19 protein-coding genes are annotated in these 23,300 nt (G+C 67.5%); 10 read left to right on the forward strand and 9 right to left on the reverse strand.

All coding sequences use genetic code 11. The features are described 5' to 3' along the window. Positions 1-51: 51 nt before the first annotated feature. A complete protein-coding gene (lplT, locus tag WHX56_RS11705) occupies positions 52-1,365 on the reverse strand; it encodes a lysophospholipid transporter LplT (protein WP_129242848.1) in 1,314 nt (437 codons plus the stop codon). Positions 1,366-1,630: 265 nt separating this feature from the next. Between lplT and smc the strand changes: the two genes are divergently transcribed. From smc to ligA, 3 genes are read left to right on the forward strand one after another with little or no spacing between them, the layout of a single operon-like run. Next, positions 1,631-5,164 (forward strand): chromosome segregation protein SMC, encoded by a 3,534-nt coding sequence (gene smc, locus WHX56_RS11710; RefSeq protein ID WP_338881281.1) that lies wholly within the window; start codon positions 1,631-1,633, stop codon positions 5,162-5,164. Between the two features lie 46 nt (positions 5,165-5,210). Further along, positions 5,211-6,290, forward strand: a complete 1,080-nt coding sequence (locus tag WHX56_RS11715) for a cell division protein ZipA C-terminal FtsZ-binding domain-containing protein (RefSeq protein ID WP_129242844.1) — start codon at positions 5,211-5,213, stop codon at positions 6,288-6,290. Further along, the gene (gene ligA, locus WHX56_RS11720) at positions 6,291-8,396 is read left to right on the forward strand and encodes an NAD-dependent DNA ligase LigA (RefSeq protein ID WP_129242842.1); all 2,106 of its coding nucleotides are present in this window, start codon (positions 6,291-6,293) and stop codon (positions 8,394-8,396) included. Positions 8,397-8,468: 72 nt separating this feature from the next. Here the strand turns inward: ligA and WHX56_RS11725 are convergent, their stop codons facing one another. From WHX56_RS11725 to msrB, 4 genes are read right to left on the reverse strand one after another with little or no spacing between them, the layout of a single operon-like run. After that, complete coding sequence (locus WHX56_RS11725; protein WP_129242840.1) at positions 8,469-9,245, reverse strand: peptidylprolyl isomerase; 777 nt, start codon at positions 9,243-9,245, stop codon at positions 8,469-8,471. A gap of 17 nt (positions 9,246-9,262) precedes the next feature. After that, the gene (locus WHX56_RS11730) at positions 9,263-9,532 is read right to left on the reverse strand and encodes a BolA family protein (RefSeq protein ID WP_129242837.1); all 270 of its coding nucleotides are present in this window, start codon (positions 9,530-9,532) and stop codon (positions 9,263-9,265) included. A gap of 55 nt (positions 9,533-9,587) precedes the next feature. Continuing rightward, positions 9,588-10,169 carry a septation protein A gene (locus WHX56_RS11735; protein WP_129242835.1) on the reverse strand — a complete coding sequence of 194 codons (582 nt, stop codon included), beginning with the start codon at positions 10,167-10,169 and terminating at the stop codon, positions 9,588-9,590. Then, positions 10,170-10,568, reverse strand: a complete 399-nt coding sequence (gene msrB / locus WHX56_RS11740) for a peptide-methionine (R)-S-oxide reductase MsrB (protein ID WP_129242833.1) — start codon at positions 10,566-10,568, stop codon at positions 10,170-10,172. Positions 10,569-10,620: 52 nt separating this feature from the next. Here msrB and WHX56_RS11745 point away from each other — a divergent pair, with 52 nt between their 5' ends. The 7 genes from WHX56_RS11745 to WHX56_RS11775 all read left to right on the forward strand — a co-directional run bounded on the left by WHX56_RS11745 (position 10,621) and on the right by WHX56_RS11775 (position 17,691). Then, a complete protein-coding gene (locus WHX56_RS11745) occupies positions 10,621-11,298 on the forward strand; it encodes an ABC transporter ATP-binding protein (RefSeq protein WP_338881282.1) in 678 nt (225 codons plus the stop codon). After that, positions 11,295-11,891 carry an energy-coupling factor transporter transmembrane protein EcfT gene (locus WHX56_RS11750; RefSeq protein ID WP_338881283.1) on the forward strand — a complete coding sequence of 199 codons (597 nt, stop codon included), beginning with the start codon at positions 11,295-11,297 and terminating at the stop codon, positions 11,889-11,891. Before WHX56_RS11745 ends, WHX56_RS11750 begins: the two co-directional genes overlap by 4 nt. A 37-nt stretch (positions 11,892-11,928) precedes the next feature. Continuing rightward, positions 11,929-12,483 carry a biotin transporter BioY gene (locus tag WHX56_RS11755; RefSeq protein ID WP_129242826.1) on the forward strand — a complete coding sequence of 185 codons (555 nt, stop codon included), beginning with the start codon at positions 11,929-11,931 and terminating at the stop codon, positions 12,481-12,483. Positions 12,484-12,715: 232 nt separating this feature from the next. Next, positions 12,716-13,879, forward strand: a complete 1,164-nt coding sequence (locus tag WHX56_RS11760) for an ABC transporter substrate-binding protein (protein WP_338881284.1) — start codon at positions 12,716-12,718, stop codon at positions 13,877-13,879. A gap of 163 nt (positions 13,880-14,042) precedes the next feature. Continuing rightward, positions 14,043-15,080 carry a branched-chain amino acid ABC transporter permease gene (locus WHX56_RS11765; protein WP_129242822.1) on the forward strand — a complete coding sequence of 346 codons (1,038 nt, stop codon included), beginning with the start codon at positions 14,043-14,045 and terminating at the stop codon, positions 15,078-15,080. A 5-nt stretch (positions 15,081-15,085) separates the two neighbouring features. Next, positions 15,086-16,921 carry an ABC transporter permease subunit gene (locus tag WHX56_RS11770; RefSeq protein ID WP_129242820.1) on the forward strand — a complete coding sequence of 612 codons (1,836 nt, stop codon included), beginning with the start codon at positions 15,086-15,088 and terminating at the stop codon, positions 16,919-16,921. Continuing rightward, positions 16,921-17,691 carry an ABC transporter ATP-binding protein gene (locus tag WHX56_RS11775; protein ID WP_338881285.1) on the forward strand — a complete coding sequence of 257 codons (771 nt, stop codon included), beginning with the start codon at positions 16,921-16,923 and terminating at the stop codon, positions 17,689-17,691. Before WHX56_RS11770 ends, WHX56_RS11775 begins: the two co-directional genes overlap by 1 nt. A 25-nt stretch (positions 17,692-17,716) precedes the next feature. Here the strand turns inward: WHX56_RS11775 and WHX56_RS11780 are convergent, their stop codons facing one another. From WHX56_RS11780 to WHX56_RS11795, 4 genes are all read right to left on the reverse strand, one after another. Then, positions 17,717-19,864: a phosphocholine-specific phospholipase C gene (locus WHX56_RS11780; protein ID WP_338881286.1), complete on the reverse strand. Its 2,148-nt coding sequence runs from the start codon at positions 19,862-19,864 to the stop codon at positions 17,717-17,719. A 43-nt stretch (positions 19,865-19,907) separates the two neighbouring features. Next, the gene (locus tag WHX56_RS11785; protein WP_129246956.1) at positions 19,908-20,624 is read right to left on the reverse strand and encodes an IclR family transcriptional regulator; all 717 of its coding nucleotides are present in this window, start codon (positions 20,622-20,624) and stop codon (positions 19,908-19,910) included. A 34-nt stretch (positions 20,625-20,658) separates the two neighbouring features. Continuing rightward, the gene (locus WHX56_RS11790; RefSeq protein WP_338881287.1) at positions 20,659-21,540 is read right to left on the reverse strand and encodes an NAD(P)-dependent oxidoreductase; all 882 of its coding nucleotides are present in this window, start codon (positions 21,538-21,540) and stop codon (positions 20,659-20,661) included. A 72-nt stretch (positions 21,541-21,612) separates the two neighbouring features. Beyond that, on the reverse strand, positions 21,613-23,067 hold the full coding sequence (locus tag WHX56_RS11795; protein WP_422393646.1) for an aldehyde dehydrogenase: 1,455 nt from the start codon (positions 23,065-23,067) through the stop codon (positions 21,613-21,615). Between the last annotated feature and the right edge of the window lie 233 nt (positions 23,068-23,300).

The raw sequence follows: 23,300 nt of genomic DNA on the forward strand, positions 1-23,300 counted from the left end.
AGGAATGAAAAAACCGGGCGCAGGCCCGGTTTTCATTGGAAGATCAAGCGCTTAGTGCGAAGAATCCAGCGCGCGGCCGTGGCCTTCCTGGCCGATCTGGTCGTGGAGTTCCGGGTTGGCCTGCAGGTTGCGCTTGCTCCAGCGCATGAAGACCACCATCAGCACGGCGACCACGGTGCCGAAGATCACGATGATCACGTTGATCGGCAGTTGCAGCCACAGCAGCACCGTGTACATGGCCACCATCAGCAGGATATTGAGTTGTTCGTTGAAGTTCTGCACGGCGATGGAGTGGCCGGCCGACAGCAGGACGTGGCCGCGGTGCTGCAGCAAGGCGTTCATCGGGACCACGAAGAAGCCGGCCAGGCCGCCCGTGATCAGCAGCAGCAGGTAGACGCTCCAGGGCGAATAGACCAGCGGCATCAGCAGGACGACCAGGCCCATGGCCGCGCCGACCGGCAGCACGGACAGCGCGCGCCGCAGCGGGATGCGGCCCGCCAGGATGGAGCCGACCACCGTGCCCAGGGCGGCGACGCCCATCAGCATCGAGGCCTTGTCCAACTGGTATCCCAGGTGGCTGCGGCCCCATTCGATGACGATCAGTTGCAGCGTGGCGCCGGCGCCCCAGAAGAGGGTCGTGACGGCCAGCGAGATCTGGCCCAGCTTGTCCTTCCAGAGGACGCGGACGTAGCCCCAGAAGGTGCGGACCAGGCGGATGGGGCTTTTCTGCTGCGGCGGATAGCGCACGTGGGTGTGCGGGATCATCAGGTTGCACAGGGCCGCCAGCAGGTATACGAAGGCGATGACGAGGATCGCGGCCTCGGCCGGGGTATGGACCAGCTTGCCGATGAACGAGTGGCTGAGCAGCGTGGTGGAAACGGAGGACGAAATGAGCAGGCCGCCCAGCACGGTGCCCAGGATGATGGAGAAGACCGTCAGGCCCTCGATCCAGCTATTGCCCTTGACCAGCATGGCGGGGGGCAGCATTTCGGTCACGATGCCGTACTTGGCCGGGGAGTAGGCCGCGGCGCCGATGCCCACGATCCCGTAGGCCATGCAGACCAGATAGGTCTGGTACTGGGCGGCGACGCCGATGTTGGCGTAGGAGAACATCAGCATGCAGCCGGCCACTTTCAGCGCGTTGGTGGAGAACATCACGCGCCCCTTGGGGAAGGAGTCCGCCAGCGCCCCGACAAAGGCGGCCAGGACGACGTATGCCAGCGCGAACGACCATTTCATCATGGGAGCCAGCCAGTCCGGCCCGTGCAGTTCCTGTATCAAGGCGATGGCTGCGATGAACAGCGCATTGTCCGCCAATGACGAGAAGGCCTGCGCGGCCATGACCAGATAGAAACCACGTTTCAAGAATGTCCCCGTTCTTCGGCCTGAGCCCGGCCAGTCCGCGTGAAAATTTATGTGTCGTGCCAAAAAGTGTCAGGGAGTATAGCCGGAGCCCCGACGGCGGCCTGTGCGCGTTTGCCCGCGGGTTGACGGTTGCTGACTTCGGGGACGGACTGCCTGCGGTATCATACGAGCCATATGAGAGCCGGCCCTCCAGGGGGCCGGTTTGCAATCTGCGCGGCAGGTCCGTTAACGCCTTTCGTTCAACCCACCCCGTCGTCATCGTACTGTGCGTCTTACTCAGCTCAAACTCGCCGGCTTCAAGTCCTTCGTCGATCCTACCGTGATTCCCGTGCCCAGCCAGTTGGTGGGCGTGGTGGGTCCCAACGGCTGCGGGAAGTCGAACATCATCGACGCCGTGCGTTGGGTGCTGGGCGAGGCCAAGGCCTCGGAACTGCGCGGCGAGTCCATGCAGGACGTCATTTTCAACGGGTCCGGCAACCGCAAGCCGGCCGCCCGGGCGTCGGTCGAAATGGTGTTCGACAACAGCGAGGGCCGCGCCGCCGGCCAATGGAGCAGCTACGCGGAAATCGCCGTGCGCCGCGTGCTGACCCGCGACGGAACCAGCAGCTACTTCGTCAACAACCAGCAGGTCCGCCGCCGCGACATCCACGACATCTTCCTGGGCACGGGCCTGGGCGCCCGCGGCTACGCCATCATCGGGCAGGGCATGATCAACCGCCTGATCGAGGCGCGCCCGGAAGAACTGCGGGTGTTCCTCGAGGAAGCGGCCGGGGTGTCGCGCTACAAGGAACGGCGCCGCGAAACCGAGAACCGCCTGTCCGACACGCGCGAAAACCTGACCCGCGTCGAGGACATCCTGCGCGAGTTGACCAGCCAGTTGGAAAAGCTGGAAGCGCAGGCCGAAGTGGCCACGCGCTACCGCGAGCTTCAGGCCGACGGCGAAAAGAAACAGCATGCGCTGTGGTTCCTGAAGGAAACCGGGGCGCGCGAAGAACGCGCCAGGAAGGCCCAGGAAATGGCGCAGGCCCAGAACGAACTGGAAGCCGCCATCGCCGGCCTGCGGGCGGGCGAGGCCGCGCTGGAATCCCGGCGCCAGGCCCACTACGCGGCCAGCGACACCGTCCACACGGCCCAGGGCGCGCTGTACGAGGCCAATGCCCAGGTGAGCCGCCTGGAAGCCGAGATCCGGCACGTCGTGGATTCCCGCAACCGCCTGCAGGCGCGCCGCGAGCAATTGCAGCAGCAGATCGCGGAATGGACCTCCCAGCGCGAACACTGCACCGAGCAGATCGCCCAGGCCGAGGACGACCTGGCGACCGGCGCCGCCCGCACCGAAGAGGCGCGCGCCAAGGCCGAGGACGCCCAGGCCGCCTTGCCGTCGGTGGAGCAGCGCGTGCGCGAAGCCGCCTCCGGCCGCGACGAGATGCGCGCCGCGCTGGCCCGAGTCGAACAGAACCTGGCCCTGGTCGCCCAGACGCAGCGCGACGCCGACCGCCAGATGCAGACCCTGGAGCAGCGCCGCGAGCGCCTGCAGCAGGAACTGCGCGAATTGCACAGCCCCGATCCCGTCCGCCTGGAACAGTTGGCCGGCGACCGGCTGGCCGGCGAAGACCAGCTCGAGGAAGCCCAGGAAGAACTGGCCACGCTGGAAGGCCGCGTGCCGGAAGCGGACGCCGAGCGCAGCCGCGCCCAGGCCGCCGCCCAGACCGACGCGCAGAACCTGGCGCGCCTGGAAGCCCGCCTGTCCGCGCTGGTGAAGCTGCAGGAAGACGTGCAGAAGCAGGGAGCGCTGGAACCCTGGCTCGCCAAGCACGAACTGGCCGGGCTGACCCGCCTGTGGCAGAAGCTGCACGTCGAGCCCGGCTGGGAGACCGCCCTGGAAGCCGCCTTGCGCGAACGCATGGCCTCCATGGAAGTGCGCAGCCTGGACTGGGCCCGCGCCTTTGCCGAGGACGCGCCGCCGGCCCGCCTGGCGTTCTATCAATTGCCGGCCGCCGCGCCGGCGCCGGCCGCCCCGGCCGGGCTGACCCCGCTAGCCAGCCTGCTGCGCATCACCGACCCCGACCTGCGCACGCTACTCAATGAATGGCTGGGCGGCGTCTACACGGCCGTCGACCTGACCCAGGCCCTGTCCATGCGCGCCAGCCTGCCCGCCGGCAGCGCCTGCGTGGTCAAGGCCGGGCACCTGGTGGATGCGCACAGCGTGCGCTTCTACGCCCCGGATTCCGAGCAGGCCGGCCTGCTGGCCCGCCAGCAGGAAATCGAAAACCTGCAGCGCGAGATCAAGGCCCAGCAACTGATCGCCGACCAGGCGCGCGCCGCGGTCGCCCGCGCCGAGACCGCCTGGCAGCAGGTGTCCCAGGCCATCGCGCCGGCCCGCCAGCGCGTGGCCGAAGTCACGCGCCGGGTGCACGACATCCAGTTGGAACACTCGCGCCTGCAGCAGCAGGCCGAACAGTCGGGCGAGCGCGCGTCGCGCCTGCGCCAGGACCTGGAGGAAATCAAGGTCCAGGAAGAAGACCTGCGCGCCACCCGCGAAGAGGCCGAGGCGCGCTTCGAGGCGCTGGACGAAGAACTGGCCGAACATCAATCCCGCTTCGCCGATGCCGAAATCGACGGCGAAACCCTGGCGGCGCAGGCCGAGGCCGCCCGCGCCGGACTGCGCGAACTGGAACGCGCCGCCCAGGAAGCCGAATTCGCCGAGCGCAGCATCCAGGTCCGGATCACCGACCTGCAGCGCAACCAGCTATTGGCGGCCGACCAGAGCCAGCGCGCCAGCGTCGAACTGGAGCAGTTGCAGGTGGACCTGGCCGAACTGGACGCGTCGGCATCCCAGGCCGGCCTGCAGGACGCCCTGGAAGCGCGCGCCGAACGCGAGGAGGCGCTTTCCCGCGCGCGCCAGGAAATGGAAAACCTGGCGGCCCTGCTGCGCGGCGCCGACGAAGACCGCCTGCAGCAGGAGCAGACGCTGGAGCCGCGGCGCGCCCGCATCATGGAATTGCAGTTGCAGGAACAGGCCGCCCGCCTGGCCGAAGAGCAGTTCACGGAACAACTGAACGCGCGCGAGGTCGACCGCGAGGCCCTGGCCCAGGAATTGGCCAACCAGCCGGACGAATGGCGCCGCGCCAGTTGGCTGCAATCGGAAGTCGGCCGCATTTCGCGGCAGATCGAGTCCCTGGGGTCGGTCAACCTGGCCGCGCTGGACGAACTGAATACCTCGCGCGAGCGCAAGGGCTTCCTGGATTCGCAGCACCAGGACCTGATGACCGCCATCGAGACCCTCGAAGACGCCATCCGCAAGATCGACCGCGAAACCCGCGAGTTGCTCCAGGAAACCTTCAACGTCGTCAACGGCCACTTCGGCGAACTGTTCCCCAAGCTTTTCGGCGGCGGCGAGGCCCGGCTGAGCATGACGGGCGAGGAAATCCTCGACGCCGGCGTGCAGGTCATGGCCCAGCCTCCCGGCAAGCGCAACAGCACCATCCACCTGCTGTCGGGCGGCGAGAAGGCCCTGACCGCGACCGCCCTGGTGTTCGCGCTGTTCAAGCTCAATCCGGCCCCATTCTGCCTGCTGGACGAGGTGGACGCGCCGCTGGACGACGCCAACACGGAACGCTATGCCAACCTGGTCGCCAACATGAGCGAGCAGACCCAGTTCCTGTTCATCTCGCACAACAAGATCGCGATGCAGATGGCCAAGCAGCTCATCGGTGTAACCATGCAAGAGCAAGGGGTTTCGCGTATCGTTGCGGTAGATATAGATTCGGCCGTGCAGATGATGGCCTCCGAAGCGGCATAAACCAATATTCAGAAGGGCGCCGGGCGTTTCGGCGCGGGATTGATACATGAGTGATTTGCAGATCGGGCTGATTGCCCTGGGCGTCCTGCTGATACTGCTGGTGCTGGGATTCAACTGGTGGCAGGATCGGCGCGTCCGGCGCAAGATGCAGACCCATTTCCCCGCCTCCGAACAGGATCCGCTCCTGGGAGCGGGAACCGTCTCCGGCGCCGCGAACGCCGGCGGCGGCCCGGCGTCCCGGCGCGAGCCGGGCATGGGCGGCGAGTCGCTGCGCGCGCAGTCCGGCCAGCCGGCCCCGGTCGATCCGGGCACCGACGCCGACGACGCCGAAGAACCCGATCCCGCCTGCGAAGTGGTCATCGAGATCAATTTCGCCGAACCGGTGCGCGGCGCCGACCTGCTGCCCTACATGCAAAGCCTGCGCCACGTCGGCCGCAAGCCCATGCGCGTGTTCGCCGAGACCGATCAGCGCCGCCACCGCGCGCGCGTCCACGCCGGCGAGTCCTACGCGTCGATGCAACTGGCCGTGTTGCTGGCCAACCGCAGCGGCCCGCTGACCGCCATCGAATGGTCGCAGGCCTGGGCTCGCGCCCAGGACATGGCCGAGCGCTTCGACGCCACCATCGAAGGCCCGGACCAGCAGGCCGTGCTGGAGCAGGGCGCCCGCCTGGACGATACCTGCGCCGCCCTGGACACCCAGGTCGGCCTGACCCTGCTGCTGGGCACGGCCCAGCCCGCCGCCGAGGTCCTGGCCGTGGCGCGCGACACCGGCTTCGTCCCGGACGGCAACCGCCTGGCCTGGCCGGCGGAGAACGGCGTGGCCCGCTTCACGCTGGCGCGGGCCGACGGCGCGGCGTTCGATGCCGGCATGGGCGGGATCGAACGCCTGTACCTGTTGCTCGACGTGCCGTGCAGCCCCGCGGACAGCCGCGCGTTCGGCCGCATGGTCGACGTCGGCCGCGACCTGGCCGCCCGCTTGCGCGCGGAACTGGTAGACGACCAGGGCAAGCCGCTGGCCGATGGTTCTGAAACGGTCATCGACGAGCGGCTCCAGGTGCTGTTCGGCCAGTTGGAGCAGGCGGGCCTGCCCGCCGGCAGCGAACGCGCCCAAAGGGTGTTTGCCTAAATGAGCGGCGTGTCCGGCAGTGAAAACGCGGCGCAAGCCGCGGCGCGCTTGCGCGCCGAGATCGAACAGCACAACGTCCGCTATTACGTCTACGACGATCCTTCCGTCTCGGATGCCGAGTACGACGGGCTGATGCGGGAGCTGCAGGCCCTGGAGGCCGAGCATCCGGAACTCGTGACGCCGGAATCGCCCACGCAGCGCGTGGGCGCGGCGCCCGTGTCCGCATTCGGCGCCGTGCGCCACGCGGTGCCCATGCTGTCGCTGGGCAATGCCTTCGACGAGGAAGACGTGGTGGCGTTCGACCGCCGCGTGACCGACACGCTGCGCGGCGCGGGCCTGTTGGGGCCGGCTCAGCAGGCGGACTATTTCTGCGAACTCAAGCTGGACGGGCTGGCGATCAGCCTGCGCTACGAGGACGGCCGCCTGGTGCAGGCCGCCACGCGCGGCGACGGCCAGACGGGCGAGGACGTCACGTCCAACATCCGCACCATCAAGGCGATTCCGCTGCAGCTCAAGGGCGCCGCCCCGAAGGTGCTGGAAGTGCGCGGCGAGGTGCTGATGAACCGCGCCGACTTCGAGAAACTGAACCAGGCCCAGGCCAGGCGCGACGAGAAGGTGTTCGTCAACCCGCGCAACGCGGCCGCCGGCAGCCTGCGCCAACTGGATCCGCGCATCACGGCCAAGCGGCCGCTGCGCTTTTTCGCCTACGGCTGGGGCGAGGTGCACGGCCTGCCGGGTTCCCAGGGCGGCCTGTTCGCCGAGGCCTCGGCGGGCGCGGCCGAAGCCTCGCAGTTGCCCGAGAAATCCCACGGCGCGATGCTGGAATGGCTCGCCTCGCTGGGCCTGCCGGTCAATGTAAAGCACAACCACCGCGCCACCGGCGCCGAAGGCCTGATGGCCTTCTATGCCAAGGTGGGCGCAATGCGCGCGGAACTGCCCTACGACATCGACGGCGTGGTCTACAAGGTGGATTCGCTGCCGGCCCAGAAGGTGCTGGGCTTCGTGGCGCGCGCGCCGCGCTTCGCGCTGGCGCACAAGTTCGCCGCCGAAGAGGCCACCACCACGCTGCTGGACATCGAGGTCCAGGTCGGCCGCACCGGCGCCATCACGCCGGTGGCCCGACTGAAGCCGGTGTTCGTGGGAGGCGTCACCGTCACGAACGCCACGCTGCACAACGAAGACGAGATCCGCCGCAAGGACGTGCGCATCGGCGATACGGTCATCGTGCGCCGCGCGGGCGACGTGATTCCCGAAGTGCTGGCCCCGGTGCTGGAAAAACGGCCGGACGACGCCCGCGAATTCGTCATGCCGACCGCCTGTCCGGTCTGCGGCTCCACCATCGAGCGCCTGGAAGATGAAACCATCGCGCGCTGCACCGGCGGCCTGTTCTGCGGCGCCCAGCGCAAGCAGACGCTCTGGCACGCGGCCAGCCGCAAGGCGCTGGATATCGAAGGCCTGGGCGAGAAACTGGTGGATCAACTGGTCGACAGTGGCCGCGTCAAGACGCTGGCCGATCTATATGGCCTGCGCCCGCTCGAACTGGTGGGGCTGGACCGCATGGGCCAGAAGTCCGCCGACAACCTGGTGGCCGCCATCGAAAAGGCGCGCACGCCCGGGCTGGCCAGGCTGCTGTTCGCGCTGGGCATCCGCCACGTGGGCGAGACCACGGCGCGCGACGTGGCGCGCCACTTCGGCAGCATCGACGCCATCATGGACGCCGACGAAGAGGCGCTGTCCGCCGTGCCCGACGTGGGGCCGGTAGTGGCGGCGTCGATCCGTCACTTCTTCGCCGAACAGCACAACCGCGACGTGATCGGGCAACTGAAAGCGCAGGGCGTGAATCCGGTGGCCGAAGCGGCGCCGCAAGGCACGACCCTGGCCGGCAAGACTTTCGTGCTGACGGGCACCCTGCCCAACTGGACGCGCGAAGAGGCCTCCATGCACATCCAGGCGGCCGGCGGCAAGGTCAGCGGCTCGGTGTCGAAGAAGACGGCCTACCTGGTGGCCGGCGAAGAGGCCGGCAGCAAGCTCACCAAGGCCCAGGAACTGGGCGTGGCGGTGCTGGACGAAGACGGCCTGAAAGCCCTGCTGGGGATGGCCGGCTGAACTTCGGCCCTCGGCCCTGGCGAAAAAAAACTGCCCGCATGAAGCGGGCAGTTTTCGTTTGCGCGGCCAGGATTACTGGACCTTGGCCTTTTCGCGCAGTTCCTTCTGGTAGTCGGCCAGGGTTTGCTGGCGCAGCATTTCTTCCAGTTGCGTGCGCACCTGGTCGAGCGGGGGGAATTCCACCGGACGAGTGTCGTCGACCATGATGATGTGCCAGCCGAATTGGGTCTGGACCGGCTTGTCGACCAGTTCGCCCTTCTTCAACTGGGTCACGGCTTGCGCGAACGGCTGGACGTAGTTGGTCGGGGGAGCCCAACCCAGGTCGCCGCCCTTTTCGGCGCTGCCGGGGTCCTTCGAGTTCTTCTTGGCCAGATCGTTGAACTTGCTCTTGTTGCTCTTGATCTGGGCCAGCAGGTCGTTCGCCGTCTTCTCGTCTTCGACGAGGATGTGGCGGACCTTGTATTCCATCTTGCCGGCTTGTTCTTTCTTGATCTTCTCGTATTCGGCGGTGACCTTGGCTTCCGACACCGGGTGCTTGGCCAGGTAGTCGGCCATCAGGGCGCGGACCAGGATGCCTTGGCGGGCTAGCTCGATTTCGGTCTGGACGTCGGCCTGCTTGGCGATGCCGCCGGTTTCGGCGGCCTGCACGAAGATCTGGCGGTTGATCATTTCCTGCTTGACCTGTTCGCGCAGTTGCGGCGAATCGGTCGCACCCTGGCTGACCAGCAGCTTGACGAATTGATCCAGGCTCTTTTGCGAAATGGCCTTGCCGTTGACGGTGGCCACGTTCTGGGCAAAAGCCGGCACGGCGATGACGCAGGCCGCAGCCAGCATGACGATGCGTTTCATGAATATCCTTTTACTTTCTATTTGGGAGCCTGGGCATCTAGCGCAAGCGCATGAATCGGATAGGGGATCAAATCTTGCAAATGATGATACACCAGCCGATGCCGCGCGACGGGCGAGAGCCCCGCAAAACAGGACGCAACAATGATCACGCGATAGTGGCCGGCGCCGTTTTTACTGCCTTCGTGGCCGGCGTGCAAATGCGAGTCGTCCAGGATGTCCAGGCTGGCGGGTTCCAGGACGGCGAGCCGTTCCCGGATCAGGGCGATGCGGTCGGTGGTGTCTGACATGGCGGCGGATAGGAAAGTTCCGGCGCGCGGGCGCCGGACGGGAGAGGGGGGCGGTTCAGGGCTTGCCGGCCGGCGTATCGGGGCCGGAGGGCGTTTGTTCCTCGGCCTGGATGTGCTTGCCCAGCCAGACCGACTGGCCGATCACGAAGACCACCATCAGGCCCATCAGGCCGAAGGCCTTGAAGCTGACCCATTGCGACTCGGTGAAATGGCCGGAAAACGCCACGTACAGATTGAGCGCGCCGGCGATCAGGAAGAAGGCGGCCCACACCAGGTTCAGCCGTTCCCAGGCCGCATCCGGCAACTGGATCTGCTTTTCCATCAGGCGGCGGATCAGGTTGCGGCCGAAGAACAGGCGCGCGAAGACCAGCGCGCCGCCGAACAGCCAGTACAGCACCGTGGGCTTCCACTTGATGAAGACGTCGCTGTGCAGCCAGATGGTCGCGCCGCCGAACACCAGGATGACCGTGAGGTTGACCCAGTGCATGGCCTCGGTGGCGCGTCCGGTGGCCTTGAGCCAGACGATCTGCGCGACGGCCGCGGCCATGGCCACGCCCGTGGCGGTGAAGATGTCCGTGTACCGGTAGGCGATGAAGAAAAGGAACAGCGGAAACAGGTCGAACAGGAACTTCTTCATTCAATCTTCTACGGGTTCAAACGTCATCGACAGGGAATTGATGCAGTAGCGCAGGCCGGTGGGCTCGGGGCCGTCGGGAAAGACGTGTCCCAGGTGCGAGTCGCAGACGTTGCACAGCACCTCCGTGCGGACCATGCCGTGGGTGGTGTCCCGTTCTTCGCGCACCTTTTCCGGGTCCAGCGGCTGGAAATAGCTGGGCCAGCCACAGCCGGCGTCGAACTTGGTGTCCGACGCGAACAGCGCCGTGCCACAGCCCACGCAGCGGTAGATGCCATGCGAGAACGTATTCCAGTAACGCCCGGTGAATGCGCGTTCGGTACCCTTTTCGCGGGTGACGACGTATTCTTCGGGGGAAAGCTGGGCCCGCCATTCGGCGTCGGATTTTCGTACTTTGTCCATATGAGCTCTTGGAGTCCCGATGCCCGAAATGGTTCGGGCATAATCCCGCCCCATGTTAATCGAGTTTGACCAGGCGATTGTATCCACGCCCCAGGCGGAAGTGCTGCGCGGGGTGAGCGCGACGCTGGCCGAGCGCCGCGTCGGCATCGTCGGCCCCAACGGCGCCGGCAAGAGCACCCTGGCGCGCCTGGTCAACGGACTGGTGCTGCCGTCGTCGGGCAGCGTGCGGGTGGGCGGGCTGGATACCCGGCAGGACCTGAAGGCGGTGCGCCGGCAGGTCGGGTTCGTTTTCCAGAACCCCGAAAACCAGATCGTCTTTCCCATCGTGCGCGAGGACCTCGCGTTCGGGCTGAAACACCTGGCGCCGGACCGCCGGCAGCGCGAAGACCGCATCGAGGCCCAGTTGGACAGCCTGGGCGTGGGGCACCTGGCCGACCGCAGCAGCCACACCCTGTCGGGCGGCGAGCGCCAACTGGTGGCGCTGGCGGCGGTGCTGGTCATGGAGCCCGCGCTGATCGTGTTCGACGAACCCACCACCCAGCTCGACCTGCGCAACCGCAACCGCGTGCGCGACGCCATTGCCGGCCTGCCCCACGACGCCATCGTCGTCAGCCACGATCTGGAACTGCTGGAGGACTTCGACCGGGTGCTGGTCGTGCGCGACGGCAATATCGCGGCGGACGACAATCCGGCCGCGGCCCTGCGCTGGTACCGGGAGCACTGCGCATGATGGAGCCGCTATATGTGCCGGGCGGCACGCTGCTGCACCGCCTGCCGGCCTGGCTGAAACTATTGGCGCTGATGGCGGCGGGGGCGGGGCTGTTCCTGCTGCGCGACCCCCGCTGGCTGGCGCTGGCCTGCCTGGCCGCCGCCGTGCTGGTCTGGTCCACGGGAGTGGCCGCCGCCGCGGTCTGGCGGCAACTGAAGGGGCTGGCCTGGGTATTGCTGGCCGTGGGCGGCTTCACCGCCTGGTTCCAGGGCGGGATGGAGGCGCTGGCCGTGCTGCTGCGCGTGGGGGCGCTGGTGGGGATGGCGCTGGCCGTCACGCTGGCCACCCGCACTTCCGACCTGATCGCCGTCTGCGAAAAGGCGTTGAAGCCGCTTGAGCGCGCCGGGCTGGTCGATGCCGGCAAGGTCGCGCTGGCTCTGGCCCTGGCCTTGCGCTTCGTGCCCGAGATCTGGCGCAATTTCCAGGAAATCCGCGAGGCGCAGGCCGCCCGGGGCCTGGGCGCCAATCCCGTCGCCCTCATCGTGCCATTGATCGTGCTGACCCTGAAAAGGGCCCAGGAAGTCGCCGAAGCCATCGACGCGCGCAGCGCCTGAGCGCCGCGCGCCTTAATCCACCTGCAAGGGGAAAACCGTGAAATCCAGCAACACCGTGCTGATCGCGCTGTTCGCGGCGCTGATAGTCGTCCTGAGCCTGATCCCGCCCATTCCATTGCCCGCCATCCCGGTCCCTATCACATTGCAGACGCTGGGCGCCATGCTGGCGGGGGCGATGCTGGGGCCGGTGCGGGGCGCGCTGGCCTGCCTGCTGTACCTGGCGCTGGCGGCCATCGGGCTGCCCGTGCTGCCAGGCGGGCGGGGCGGGCTGGGCGCGTTCCTCGGGCCGACGGGCGGCTTCCTCGTCGGCCTGGTGGCCGGCGCCTTCGTCACGGGCTGGCTGGCGCGCCGCCTGGCCGCCCGCGCCGCGGGCGCGAAGCAGGTGGCCGGCTACATCGTCGCGTGCGCCGTCGGCGGCATCGCGGTGGTGTATGCCTTCGGCGTGCCGTGGCTGGCCACGGTCGCGAAGATGGACCTGTCCAAGGCCGCGCTGGCGGTGGCCGTGTTCCTTCCCGGCGATGCGGTCAAGGCCGTGGTGGCGGCTTGGGTCGCGTCGCGGGTGGAGCGCGTGTGGCCGATGCTGGAACGCTGAAGTGGGCCAAGGGAATCCCCCAACTGACGCCTACCCGCCTTTTCTAGTACAAGTTCGCCATTAACGAATGCGTTTGCTAAACACTTTGATATGGCGCATCAGGGATTTACCGGAGTTGCGCGTAGTCATCTGATACTGTTTTAACCCTATAATATTTTTTTCTGTATAACTTTAACTAGGCTCGCCCTTGCCTCGGTCGAGGCGCCTTTGAGCCACCACAGGAGACAAAAATATGCGCAAGCACTTCGGCTTGTCCGCGGCGGCTGCCGCTGTTGCCCTGACTCTGCCGCTCCTGGCGAGCGCGCAGGTCAAGGTCGGCGTCACGGTGTCCAGCACCGGTCCCGCCGCGTCGCTGGGGATTCCCGAGCGCAACACGGTGGCGCTCTTGCCCAAGGAAGTGGCCGGCCAGAAGATCGAATGGATCGTCCTGGACGACGCCACCGATACGACGCAAGCCGTCAAGAACTCGCGCAAGCTGGCCTCCGACGACAAGGTCGACGTGCTGATCGGCACCTCCGTCACGCCGGGCTCGCTGGCCATGGTCGACGTGGCCGCCGAAGCCAAGGTTCCCATGATCAGCGTGGCCGCCAGCGCCAAGATCGTCGAACCCGTGGACGAGAAGCGCCGCTGGGTCTTCAAGACCCCGCAGAACGATGCGCTGATGGCCGGCGCCCTGGCTGACGCCATGGCCAAGTCCAAGGTCAAGACGCTGGGCTTCATCGGCTTCGCCGACGCCTACGGCGACGGCTGGCTGGACGTGATGCAGAAGGCCGCCAAGGCCAAGGGCATCGAGATCGTCGCCATCGAAAAATACAGCCGCACCGACACCAGCGTGACGGGCCAGGTGCTGAAGCTGGTCGGCGCGAAGCCCGACGCCATCCTGATCGCCGGCGCGGGCACCCCCTCGGCGCTGCCGCAGAAGGAACTGAAGGCCCGCAACTACGGCGGCACCATCTATCAAACGCACGGCGCCGCCAACAACGACGTGCTGCGCGTCTGCGGCAAGGACTGCGACGGCATGCTGCTGCCGGCCGGCCCGCTGCTGGTCGCGGCCCAGCTTCCGGACAGCAACCAGGTCAAGAAATCGGCCCTGGCCTACGTGGAATCCTACGAGAAGGCCAACGGCGCGGGCTCCACCAACACGTTCGGCGGCCACATGTGGGACGCCGGCCAGTTGGTCGTGGCCGCGCTGCCGGTGGCCCTGAAGACGGGCGCCAAGCCGGGCACGCCGGAGTTCCGCGCCGCCATGCGCGACGCCCTGGAAGGCGTGAAGGACCTGGCCGCCTCGCAAGGCGTGTTCAACATGTCGCCGACGGATCACGCCGGCTTTGACGAGCGCTCGCGCGTCATCGTCAAGGTGGAAGGCGGCAAGTGGGTCTACCAGCCCGACCTGTAAATCCACCGGATCGCCCGATCCACGGGTGCACAATGCGGCGGCGCCGGCCAGGCGCACGTCCGCGGCACCCGGGCAATGCTTCGCACCGGCCTTTCCGGCCGGTGTGTCGTATCAGTGTCCCGGACGCGGCCTGGACACCAAGAAACCACAAGGTAGTTGTTAGATGGATTCCTCAATTGCGCTGATCCTGCTGCAAGACGGTGTCGTCAACGGCGCCATCTATGCCCTCCTGGGCATGGCTCTGGTGCTGGTATTCGCCGTCACGCGAGTCATTTTCATTCCCCAGGGCGAGTTCGTGGCGTTCGGCGCCCTGACCCTGGCCATGCTGGTGGATGGCAAGGTGCCCGGCACCGCCTATCTCTTGCCGCTGCTGGGCGTCGTGTGCCTGGCGCTCGAATTGCTGCGCGCGCTGCGCGCCCGCAGCGCCGCCGGCCTGCCCAAGGCCCTGGCGACCTGCGTGGTCCTGCCCCTGGCGCTGCTTTGGCTCACCGTGACCTACGCCGCGCCCGGCAATTCGCTGTGGCTGAACATGCTGCTGACGCTGCTGCTGGTGATCCCGATGGGGCCGATGGTCTATCGCATCGTCTACCAGCCGCTGGCCGAAGCCACCGTGCTGGTGCTGTTGATCGTCTCGGTCGCGGTGCACTTCGCGCTGACCGGCCTGGCGCTGGTGTTCTTCGGCGCCGAGGGCTGGCGCACGCCGGCGTTCGTCAGCGGGCAAGTCGATCTGGGCTTCACGACCTGGTCCGCGCAAAGCCTGTTCGTGGTCGCGACCTGCGCGATCCTGATCGTCGGCCTGTGGCTGTTTTTCGGCAAGACGCTCTATGGCCGCGCTCTGCGCGCCACCGCCGTCAACCGCCGCGGCGCGCGCCTGGTGGGAATCAGCACCACGATGTCCGGCAGCCTGACCTTCACGCTGGCGATCGCCATCGGCGCCATGTCCGGCATGCTGATCGCGCCCATCACCACCGTCTACTACGACACCGGATTCCTGATCGGCCTGAAGGGCTTCGTCGGCGCCATCATCGGCGGCCTCGCCAGCTACCCCGTGGCGGCCGCGGGCTCGCTGCTGGTGGGCGTGCTGGAATCCTTTTCTTCCTTCTGGGCCAGCGCCTATAAGGAAGTGATCGTCTTCACCTTGATTATCCCGGTTCTGGTCTGGCGTTCGTTCAGCACCCATCACGTGGACGAAGAGGAGTAAACGCCATGAACCGCATTCTGCTTGCCGTCTTCATCGTCGTCCTGGCGGGCCTGCCCCTGGTGCCGGCCACGCCCGAATTCTGGGTGACGCAACTCAACTACATCGGCCTGGCCAGCCTGGTCGTGCTGGGCCTGGTGCTGCTGACCGGCGTGGGCGGCCTGACCTCGTTCGGCCAGGCGGCGTTCGTGGGCCTGGGCGCCTACACCACCGCTTTCCTGACCACGCAGTACGACGTGTCGCCCTGGCTGGCCCTGCCGGCCGGCTTGGTCCTGACCGCTGCCGTGGCCTACCTGCTGGGCGCCATCACCCTGCGCCTGTCGGGCCACTACCTGCCGCTGGGCACCATCGCGTGGGGCCTGTCGCTGTACTTCCTGTTCGGCAACATCGACTGGCTGGGCAAGCACGACGGCATCGCCGGCATCGAACCCATCAGCATTTTCGGCATGTCGCTGGCCAGTGGCCGCCACATCTATTACCTGATCTGGGTGTTTGTGCTGCTGGCGCTGTGGGCGACCCGCAACCTGCTGAACTCGCGTCCGGGGCGCGCCATCCGCGCGCTCAAGAGCGGCGCCGGCATGGCCGAGTCCATGGGCGTGAACACCGCCGCCTACAAGGTCGTGATCTTCGTCTGGGCCGCCTTGCTGGCCTGCATGTCGGGCTGGCTGTACGCGCACATGCAGCGCGCCGTCAGCCCCAGCCCCTTCGGCGTGAACTACGGCATCGAATACCTGTTCATGGCCGTGGTGGGCGGCGCGGGCTACGTGTGGGGCGCCTTGCTGGGCTCCAGCGTCATCCTGGTGCTGAAGGACCAGTTGCAGAACCTCCTGCCCAAACTGCTGGACACCAACGCCAACTTCGAGATGATCGTCTTCGGCGTGCTGCTGATCCTGATGCTGCAATACGCCCGCAACGGCCTGTGGCCGATCCTGGCCGGCTGGTGGGACAGCGTCACAGGCGCCGACGGTTCGCGCCGCAACCTGGCGCCGCCCGCGCCGGCGCCGGCGCTGCCGACGCGCGCGCGTCCGCAGGCCGGCCAGGTGGTGCTGGAAGTGGACGCCATCCGCAAGGAATTCGGCGGCCTGGTCGCGGTCAACGACATCACGTTCAAGGTCAGCTCCGGCGAGATCATGGGCCTGATCGGCCCCAACGGCGCCGGCAAGAGCACGACCTTCAACCTGATCAGCGGCGTGCTGCCGGTGACGCGCGGCAAGGTCACGTTCATGGGCCAGCGCATCGACAACCGCTCGGCGCGCGAGATCGCCAAGCTGGGCGTCGGACGCACCTTCCAGCACGTGCAGTTGCTGCCCGGCATGACGGTGCTGGAGAACGTGGCGCTGGGCGCGCACCTGCGCTCCGACGTCGGCGTGCTGGCGGGCGCGCTGCATTCGGACCGGGCCCGCGAAGCCCAATTGCTGCACGAGGCCGCCGAACAGATCAAGCGCGTGGGCCTGGGCGAATACCTGTACGAACAGGCGGGCAACCTGGCGCTGGGCCAGCAACGCATCCTGGAAATCGCGCGCGCCCTGGCCGCCGACCCGGTGCTGCTGCTGCTGGACGAGCCCGCGGCCGGCCTGCGCTACAAGGAAAAGCAAGACCTGGCCCGCGTGCTGGAGCAACTGCGCGCCGAGGGAATGAGCATTCTGCTCGTCGAACACGATATGGATTTTGTGATGCGCCTGACCAACCACCTGGTGGTGATGGATTTCGGCACCAAGCTGGCGGAAGGCGTGCCGGCCGACGTGCAAAAGAACCCGGCGGTGCTGGAAGCCTACCTGGGCGGCATCGATGACGACCTGCCCGAAGCGGACCAGGCCAAGCCCGTGTCGGCGGGAGGCGTGTGATGAGCGCGACGCAATCCCCCGTCCTCGAAGTCAGCAAGCTGTCGGCCCGCTACGGCAAGGTCGGCGCGCTGGTGGGCGCCACGCTCACCGTGCCCGCCGGCAGCATCGTCACGGTGATCGGCGCCAACGGCGCCGGCAAGTCCACCATGCTGAACGCCATCATGGGCTCCTTGCCCCAGACCGGCCATGCGGCCGGCACCGTGCAGTACGCCGGCACCGACGTGTCGGGCTGGCAGGTCGAGCGCCGCGTCGGGGCCGGCATGTCGCTGGTGCCCGAGCGCCGCGAACTGTTCGGCACCATGTCGGTGGAAGACAACCTGCTGCTGGGCGGCTTCCGGCGCTACCGCGCCCGCGAGAGCGGCTGGCACGATACCTTGAACGAAGTCTTCGATCTGTTCCCGCGCCTGCGCGAGCGGCGCGGCCAGCAGGCCGGCACCCTGTCCGGCGGCGAGCGCCAGATGCTGGCGGTGGGCCGCGCGCTGATGGCCAAGCCCAACCTGCTGATGCTGGACGAGCCCAGCCTGGGCCTGGCCCCGCGCATCGTGCGCGAGATCTTCCACATCATCGCGCGCCTGCGCGAAACCGGCGTGGCGATCCTGCTGGTCGAGCAGAACGCGCGCGCGGCGCTGCAGGTGGCCGATTACGGCTACGTGCTGGAAACCGGCGAAGTCATCCTGCACGGCCCGGCGCGCGAATTGGCCGGGGATCCCAAGGTCATCGAAAGCTACCTGGGCCTGGGCAAGGGCGGCGAGCAGGCCGGCGAGGCCTGACGCTTCCCGCGGCGCGCGGGCCGGTTCAGGCCCGCGCGCTCCACTCCAGTATCGCTTCCCGCCCCATCGCGGGATCGGAGGTGGACGGCCGGCCCGTTTCGACCCGCCCGGCCAGCCGGCGCACGAAGGCGGGATCCTCCGCAATGCGCACGGTGAAGTCGTACCAGCCGCCGTTGTCCTCCAGCGGCCAGGCGTAAGCGGCTTCCAGGCCTGCTTCGATGGCCTGCGTGGCGGCGGGCCTTCCATAGGCCTGGTCCTCGATCGTGAACGTACAGGCCCGCGCGCCGGTATTGCGGACCGACAGGCGCAATTCCGCATCGCCGCTTCCATACGCGGCGCGGACCTCCAGCGCGTATTGCGCGTTCGGCGCAATACGGCCCGCGCAATGGCGATGAAAGCCGTTGGGGCCCAGCACCCAAAGATCGTAGCGGCCATCGTCCTCGGCCGTATCCCATGAACCCGCCAATTGCTTGCCCGCTTCCACCGTATAGCGGCGCGGACCGCGCTCGAGGCGCAGCCGGTCGTAGACGTGCAGCACGGCGCCGGCCGTGCCGGCATTCTCGAAGTCCAGGGCGATCCGCTGGCCGGCCGCGCTGGCGTGGACGTGCAGCGCGTAGGGCAGGGCCCGCGAGGGCCGCGTGCCGGCCTCCTGGCGCGCCGCGCCGGGCTGCGCGGGCGCGGGCGGGGTGACGGTGCCGGGCAGGGCGGCCGCGCGCGCCGCGGCGCCGGCGGTGGGCGGCAGGCCGCGCAACAGGTCGTCGTCGTTGGGCGTGGCGAAGTTGAAGATCGAGGTCAGGTCGCCGCAGACCGCACGGCGCCATGGGGAAATATTCGGCTCGGCCACGCCGAAGCGCCGTTCGATGAAGCGCAGCACCGAGGTGTGGTCGAATACCTCGGAATTGACCCAGCCGCCGCGGGTCCAGGGCGACAGCACGTACATGGGCACGCGCGGGCCCAACCCATAGATGCCGTGCAGGTGAGCGGCCGTATCGTCCTTTTCGGCGCCGGTGACGATCTCGTGGTATTCCCCCGCCGTGTCCACGGTGGACGCGCCGGCCAGCGCGCCGGCGCGATCGCGCGAGGGCGGCGCGGGGGGCGGCATATGGTCGAAGAAACCGTCGTTCTCATCGAACATCAACAGCAGCACCGTCTTGCTCCAGACCTCCGGATTGGCGGTCAGCGCATCCAGTACCCGCGCCGTGTAGTCCGCGCCCTGCGCCGGGCTGGAAGGGCTGGGGTGTTCGGAGCCGGCCTTGGTGGCGCAGATCCAGGACACCTGCGGCAGCTTGCCGTCCAGCACGTCCTGGCGCAGCGAATCCAGGCCGCGCGTGGTCAGGGCCTTGTCCTTCAGCGCGGCCAGCGAGCCCGGCGCCCCATGGTAGGCGTCGCGGTAGGCCTTGAAGCCCGCCGTGGGGTTGAGCGAATAGTTGTCCGCCATGTCCTGGTAGATGCGCCAACTGACGCCGGCCGCCTCCAGCCGCTCGGGGTAGGTCGTCCAGGTGTACCCGCCCGCCGGGTCGCCGCCCGACAGCTTGTTGTAGAGGTTGCCCAGCGCCGGGCCGTGCCCGCGGCCCAGGCCGTCGTTGGTGCCGGTCCACAGGAACAGCCGGTTGGTGTTGGTGCCGCCGGTGAACGAACAGTGATAGGCGTCGCACACGGCGAAGGCGCGCGCCATGGCGTACTGGAAGGGCATGTCGCCTTCCGTGAAGTAGGCCATGGAATGGTTCTTCTTGGCCGCGGGCCACTTGCCCATGCGGCCGCCGTCCCAGGCCGCCTGCGCATTCGACCAGGTATGCGGCGTGCTGGCGATGCGCATGTACTCCGTCACCTTGCGCGTGTCCGCGTGAAAGGGCAGGACGGTGCGCGGCCCTTCGCCGGCCTGGTCGTTGTACTGCGCCCAGACCGTGCGACGAGCGCGTTCGGGGCTGTCGGGCACGGGGATCGGGAACCGGTCGCCGAAGCCGCGCACGCCCGCCAGCCCGCCGAAATAATGGTCGAACGAGCGGTTCTCCTGCATGAAGATCACGATGTGCTCCACGTCGCGGATCGTGCCCGTGCGGCGGGCGGCGGGAATCGCGAAGGCGCGGCGCAGCGGCGCCGGCAGCAGGGCCAGGGCGCTGCCCGCGGCGGCGAGGGAGGCGCTGTTGCGGAGGAAGTCGCGGCGTGTGTGCATGGAGTTCCTGCGCATGGCTCTGGGGGATGTTCAGCTTGCGGGGTTATCTGCCCGATGGCCAGCGTCCGCCCAGCGCCTGCGTCGCGGACGCCGCGGCCTCCTGGGCCAGCTTGGCCATTTTCTTGACGGCGGCGGGAGTGAAGCGTTCTTTCGGCCCGGACAGGGAAATGGCGCCGCAGATGTCGTCGTCGGGGCCGAACACGGGGCTGGCCACGGCCGCGCAGTTCGGGTCGCGTTCGCCCATGGAGGTCAAGGACAGGCCGGCCTGCGCGGACGCTTGCCCATCGATCAGGTAGGCGGTGATCAGCCGGCCCGCCGCGCCTTTGTCCAGCGGCAGGAGGTCGCCCACTCGGATGCGGTCGAGCGTGGAATGATGGGAGTCCACGCGCAGCAGGCACACGCGCGATTGCGCGTCGTGATAGACGTGGAACGATGCGCTCTCCGTTCCCTTGTCCACCAGCCCCTGCAGCAGGGGCAGGATGGTTTCGGTCAGCCGGTAGGTGGCCTCGTACGCGCGTCCCAGTTGATGGGCATACGGGCCCAGGGCATAGCGCCCGTCGGCGCGGCGCACCACCAGGGCGGCTTTTTCCAGCGATGCGATAAGCCGCAAGAGCGTGCTCTTGTAAAACCCCGTGGCTCGGGAAAGGTCGGCAAGTGTGATGGGGTCGGTGCGTTGCGCGACGGCCCCGATGATTGCCAGGGCGCGTTCGACGGCCGCGACGCCGTCGGTGGAGTTTTCCTGAGTGGGGGTACGGCTCATTGGAATGGTAAGGGGGTGATTTGGCGGTGGTTCCCTACTCCGCGTCGATCACCCGGCTGATGACCGGGAAGTAACGGTTGCCTTGCCCCTGGACTAGCGCCGCATCGAACCAGACATCCACGTTGCGGGCGCCAAGCGCTTGCACGCCGGTCTGTTCCGCCAGGGCCAAGGCATAGCGCAGGTCTTTGCGGGCGTAGTCCACAGGGAAGGCTTTTTCGGGAAAATCTCCAGGCAGAATAGCCTTTAAGCCGTGGTTGCGCAACGCGAAGCTATCGGCCGATCCGCGGGTGAACGTCTCCAGCAGGACCTGGGGGTCCACCCCGGAACGGCGGGCGATGGCGCGGGCTTCGGACAGGGCGACCACGGTCTCGAACAGCACCATATTGTTCAGGATTTTCACCACCTGGCCGCTGCCGATGGGGCCGCAATAGGTGATCTCGTTGGCGAAAGCGGAGACCAGCGGCTTGACGGACTCGAAGGTCTGCCGATCGCCGCCGATCATGACCGACAGGGTGCCGGCTTCCGCCGCGGCGCGGGTGCGGGCCACGGGGGCGTCGATGAAGGTCGCGCCCTTCGCCGCGAACTCGCGCGCCAATTCGCGCGTCACGTCCACCGGCGAGGTGCTCAGGTCGACGATCAACTGGCCGGGCCGCGCATGCGCCAGCAGTCCGTCGGCGTCGCGCGATAGCTGCGCGACGACTTCACCGGACGGCAGGGACAGGAACACCACGTCGCTTTGCCGCATGATCTGCGCGGCCGTTGCCGCGGTCACGCCATGCGGCGCCAGCCGTTGCAGGGGGGCGGAGTCGTTGTCGCAGCCGAATACCGGCAGTCCGCTCTTGACGGCCAGGTTGCGGCATATCGGTTCGCCCATGACGCCCAGGCCGATGAAGCCGACGCGTTGAAATTCAGCCATATAAGTATCTCCGATAGGAAGAGGGGGGAGGACCGCAGCCGCGGCCGGGAATGGAACGAGGGGGACGCTGGGCTACATGCCGAAGTAGATGCCCTTGGATTGCTGGTACAGCCGCAGTCCGCTCACGCCTTTCTCGCGGCCGATGCCGCTTTGCTTGAAGCCGCCGAAGGGCGTGGATATCGATAGCTGCTTGTAGGTGTTGATCCACACGCTGCCCGCTTCGAGCCGTCCGGCCACGCGCCAGGCGCGGCGGTAATCGGCGGTCCAGATGCCGGAGGCCAGGCCGTAGGCGCTGTCGTTCGCCTGGTCGACCAGATCGTCTTCATCGTCGAACGTCAGCGCGCACAGCACCGGCCCGAAGATCTCCTCGCGCACGACGTGCGCGTCGCGCGAGAGCCCGCCCAGCACGGTGGGGCGGTAGAACGCGCCGGCCGACAGCCTGGTGCCATCCGGCCGTTCGCCGCCGAGCAGCACGTGCGCGCCTTCGCGGCGCGCCGACTCCACCATGCTCTCGATCTTGCCGCGATGGGCGAAAGAGGCGATCGGCCCCATCTGCGCGCCCTCCGTGTCGGGCAGGTCGACTTTCAGTTGGCCCGCGCGGGCGACCAGCTTTGCGATGAAGGATTCGGCGATGCCGCGCTGCACGTACAGCCGGGAACCCGCCACGCACGACTGCCCGCTGCCTTCGAAAATGCCGCCGATGACCCCTTCGATCGCCGCGTCCTGGTCCGCGTCCGCGAACACGATGTGCGGCGATTTCCCGCCCAGCTCCAGCGCCACCGGCATGAGTTTCTCCGCCGCGGCATGCGCGATCGCGCGGCCGCTGGCGGTCCCGCCGGTGAACGACACCATGCGCACGCCAGGATGCTCGACAAGGCGGCGGCCCACCGTCGATCCCAGTCCGGTGACCACGTTGAGGATGCCGGGAGGAAGGCCGGCCTCGAGCGCGATGCGGCCCAGCACCAGGGCGGGAGACGACGTGACCTCGGAGGGCTTGAGGATCACGGCATTGCCGGCCGCGAGCGCGGGCGCCACTTTCTGCGCTTCCATCGTGAGCGGCGAATTCCATGGCGTGATGGCCACGACGACGCCATACGGCTCGTAATGCGTCATGGAAAGGTAGTTGCCGCGAGGCGGCGTGACTTCGGCGCCAAGCGTTTCGCAGACGCCGGCGTAGTAGCGGAAGGTGGCCGCCGCGCTGGCGACCTGGGCCTTGCACTCCGCCCATACCTTGCCGTTCTCGATCATCTGCAGCCGGGCCAGGACGGAAGCGTTCGCGTCCATGCCGTCCGCGATGCGGCGCAGGATTGCCGCGCGCTGGTGCGGCAGCATGTTGCGCCAGGCCGGTTGGCGCTGCGCCTGCCACGCGGCTTCGACTGCCTGGTCCACCTGCGCCTCGGACGCTGCGCTGACGAGGTAGTTGCGTACGCCCGTCGCGGGGTTGATGGATTCGAACGCGCTGGTTTCCTGCGCAATCCATTGTCCGCCTATCAGCATGGATTTCAGGGTATCCGGGGTATCGGACATGATGCTCTGCTCCTCTCTCGGTGGGGCTTCCCGGGTTGGTCCCAAATCCCGGAAAACACCTATTCATTGACATATCGGGTTTGAAAAAATATAAAATAGAATAAGCGTTCTGTCTACTGGAACGATAAAAAGTACGCTCAAACCGAAGACGAGAGGAGACATTCCGATGCGATGCAAGTGGTTGCCCGCCCTGGCCTGTGCCGCGGCGCTGTTATCCGGAGCGGCACAGGCCG

Origin of the sequence: Achromobacter veterisilvae (genome assembly GCF_037619525.1) — a bacterium.
Taxonomy (GTDB): Bacteria; Pseudomonadota; Gammaproteobacteria; order Burkholderiales; family Burkholderiaceae_B; genus Achromobacter; species Achromobacter veterisilvae.

What these genes read in the sequence shown, in the direction of transcription:
- WHX56_RS11760 (WP_338881284.1), top strand. Translation starts at nt 12,716, where the DNA reads ATGCGCAAGCACTTCGGCTTGTCCGCGGCGGCTGCCGCTGTTGCCCTG.
- WHX56_RS11725 (WP_129242840.1), bottom strand. Translation starts at nt 9,245, where the DNA reads ATGAAACGCATCGTCATGCTGGCTGCGGCCTGCGTCATCGCCGTGCCG.
- msrB (WP_129242833.1), bottom strand. Translation starts at nt 10,568, where the DNA reads ATGGACAAAGTACGAAAATCCGACGCCGAATGGCGGGCCCAGCTTTCC.
- WHX56_RS11745 (WP_338881282.1), top strand. Translation starts at nt 10,621, where the DNA reads ATGTTAATCGAGTTTGACCAGGCGATTGTATCCACGCCCCAGGCGGAA.
- WHX56_RS11730 (WP_129242837.1), bottom strand. Translation starts at nt 9,532, where the DNA reads ATGTCAGACACCACCGACCGCATCGCCCTGATCCGGGAACGGCTCGCC.
- WHX56_RS11735 (WP_129242835.1), bottom strand. Translation starts at nt 10,169, where the DNA reads ATGAAGAAGTTCCTGTTCGACCTGTTTCCGCTGTTCCTTTTCTTCATC.
- WHX56_RS11775 (WP_338881285.1), top strand. Translation starts at nt 16,921, where the DNA reads ATGAGCGCGACGCAATCCCCCGTCCTCGAAGTCAGCAAGCTGTCGGCC.
- WHX56_RS11750 (WP_338881283.1), top strand. Translation starts at nt 11,295, where the DNA reads ATGATGGAGCCGCTATATGTGCCGGGCGGCACGCTGCTGCACCGCCTG.
- WHX56_RS11715 (WP_129242844.1), top strand. Translation starts at nt 5,211, where the DNA reads ATGAGTGATTTGCAGATCGGGCTGATTGCCCTGGGCGTCCTGCTGATA.
- WHX56_RS11785 (WP_129246956.1), bottom strand. Translation starts at nt 20,624, where the DNA reads ATGAGCCGTACCCCCACTCAGGAAAACTCCACCGACGGCGTCGCGGCC.
- WHX56_RS11790 (WP_338881287.1), bottom strand. Translation starts at nt 21,540, where the DNA reads ATGGCTGAATTTCAACGCGTCGGCTTCATCGGCCTGGGCGTCATGGGC.
- WHX56_RS11765 (WP_129242822.1), top strand. Translation starts at nt 14,043, where the DNA reads ATGGATTCCTCAATTGCGCTGATCCTGCTGCAAGACGGTGTCGTCAAC.
- WHX56_RS11780 (WP_338881286.1), bottom strand. Translation starts at nt 19,864, where the DNA reads ATGCACACACGCCGCGACTTCCTCCGCAACAGCGCCTCCCTCGCCGCC.
- WHX56_RS11795 (WP_422393646.1), bottom strand. Translation starts at nt 23,067, where the DNA reads ATGTCCGATACCCCGGATACCCTGAAATCCATGCTGATAGGCGGACAA.
- WHX56_RS11770 (WP_129242820.1), top strand. Translation starts at nt 15,086, where the DNA reads ATGAACCGCATTCTGCTTGCCGTCTTCATCGTCGTCCTGGCGGGCCTG.
- ligA (WP_129242842.1), top strand. Translation starts at nt 6,291, where the DNA reads ATGAGCGGCGTGTCCGGCAGTGAAAACGCGGCGCAAGCCGCGGCGCGC.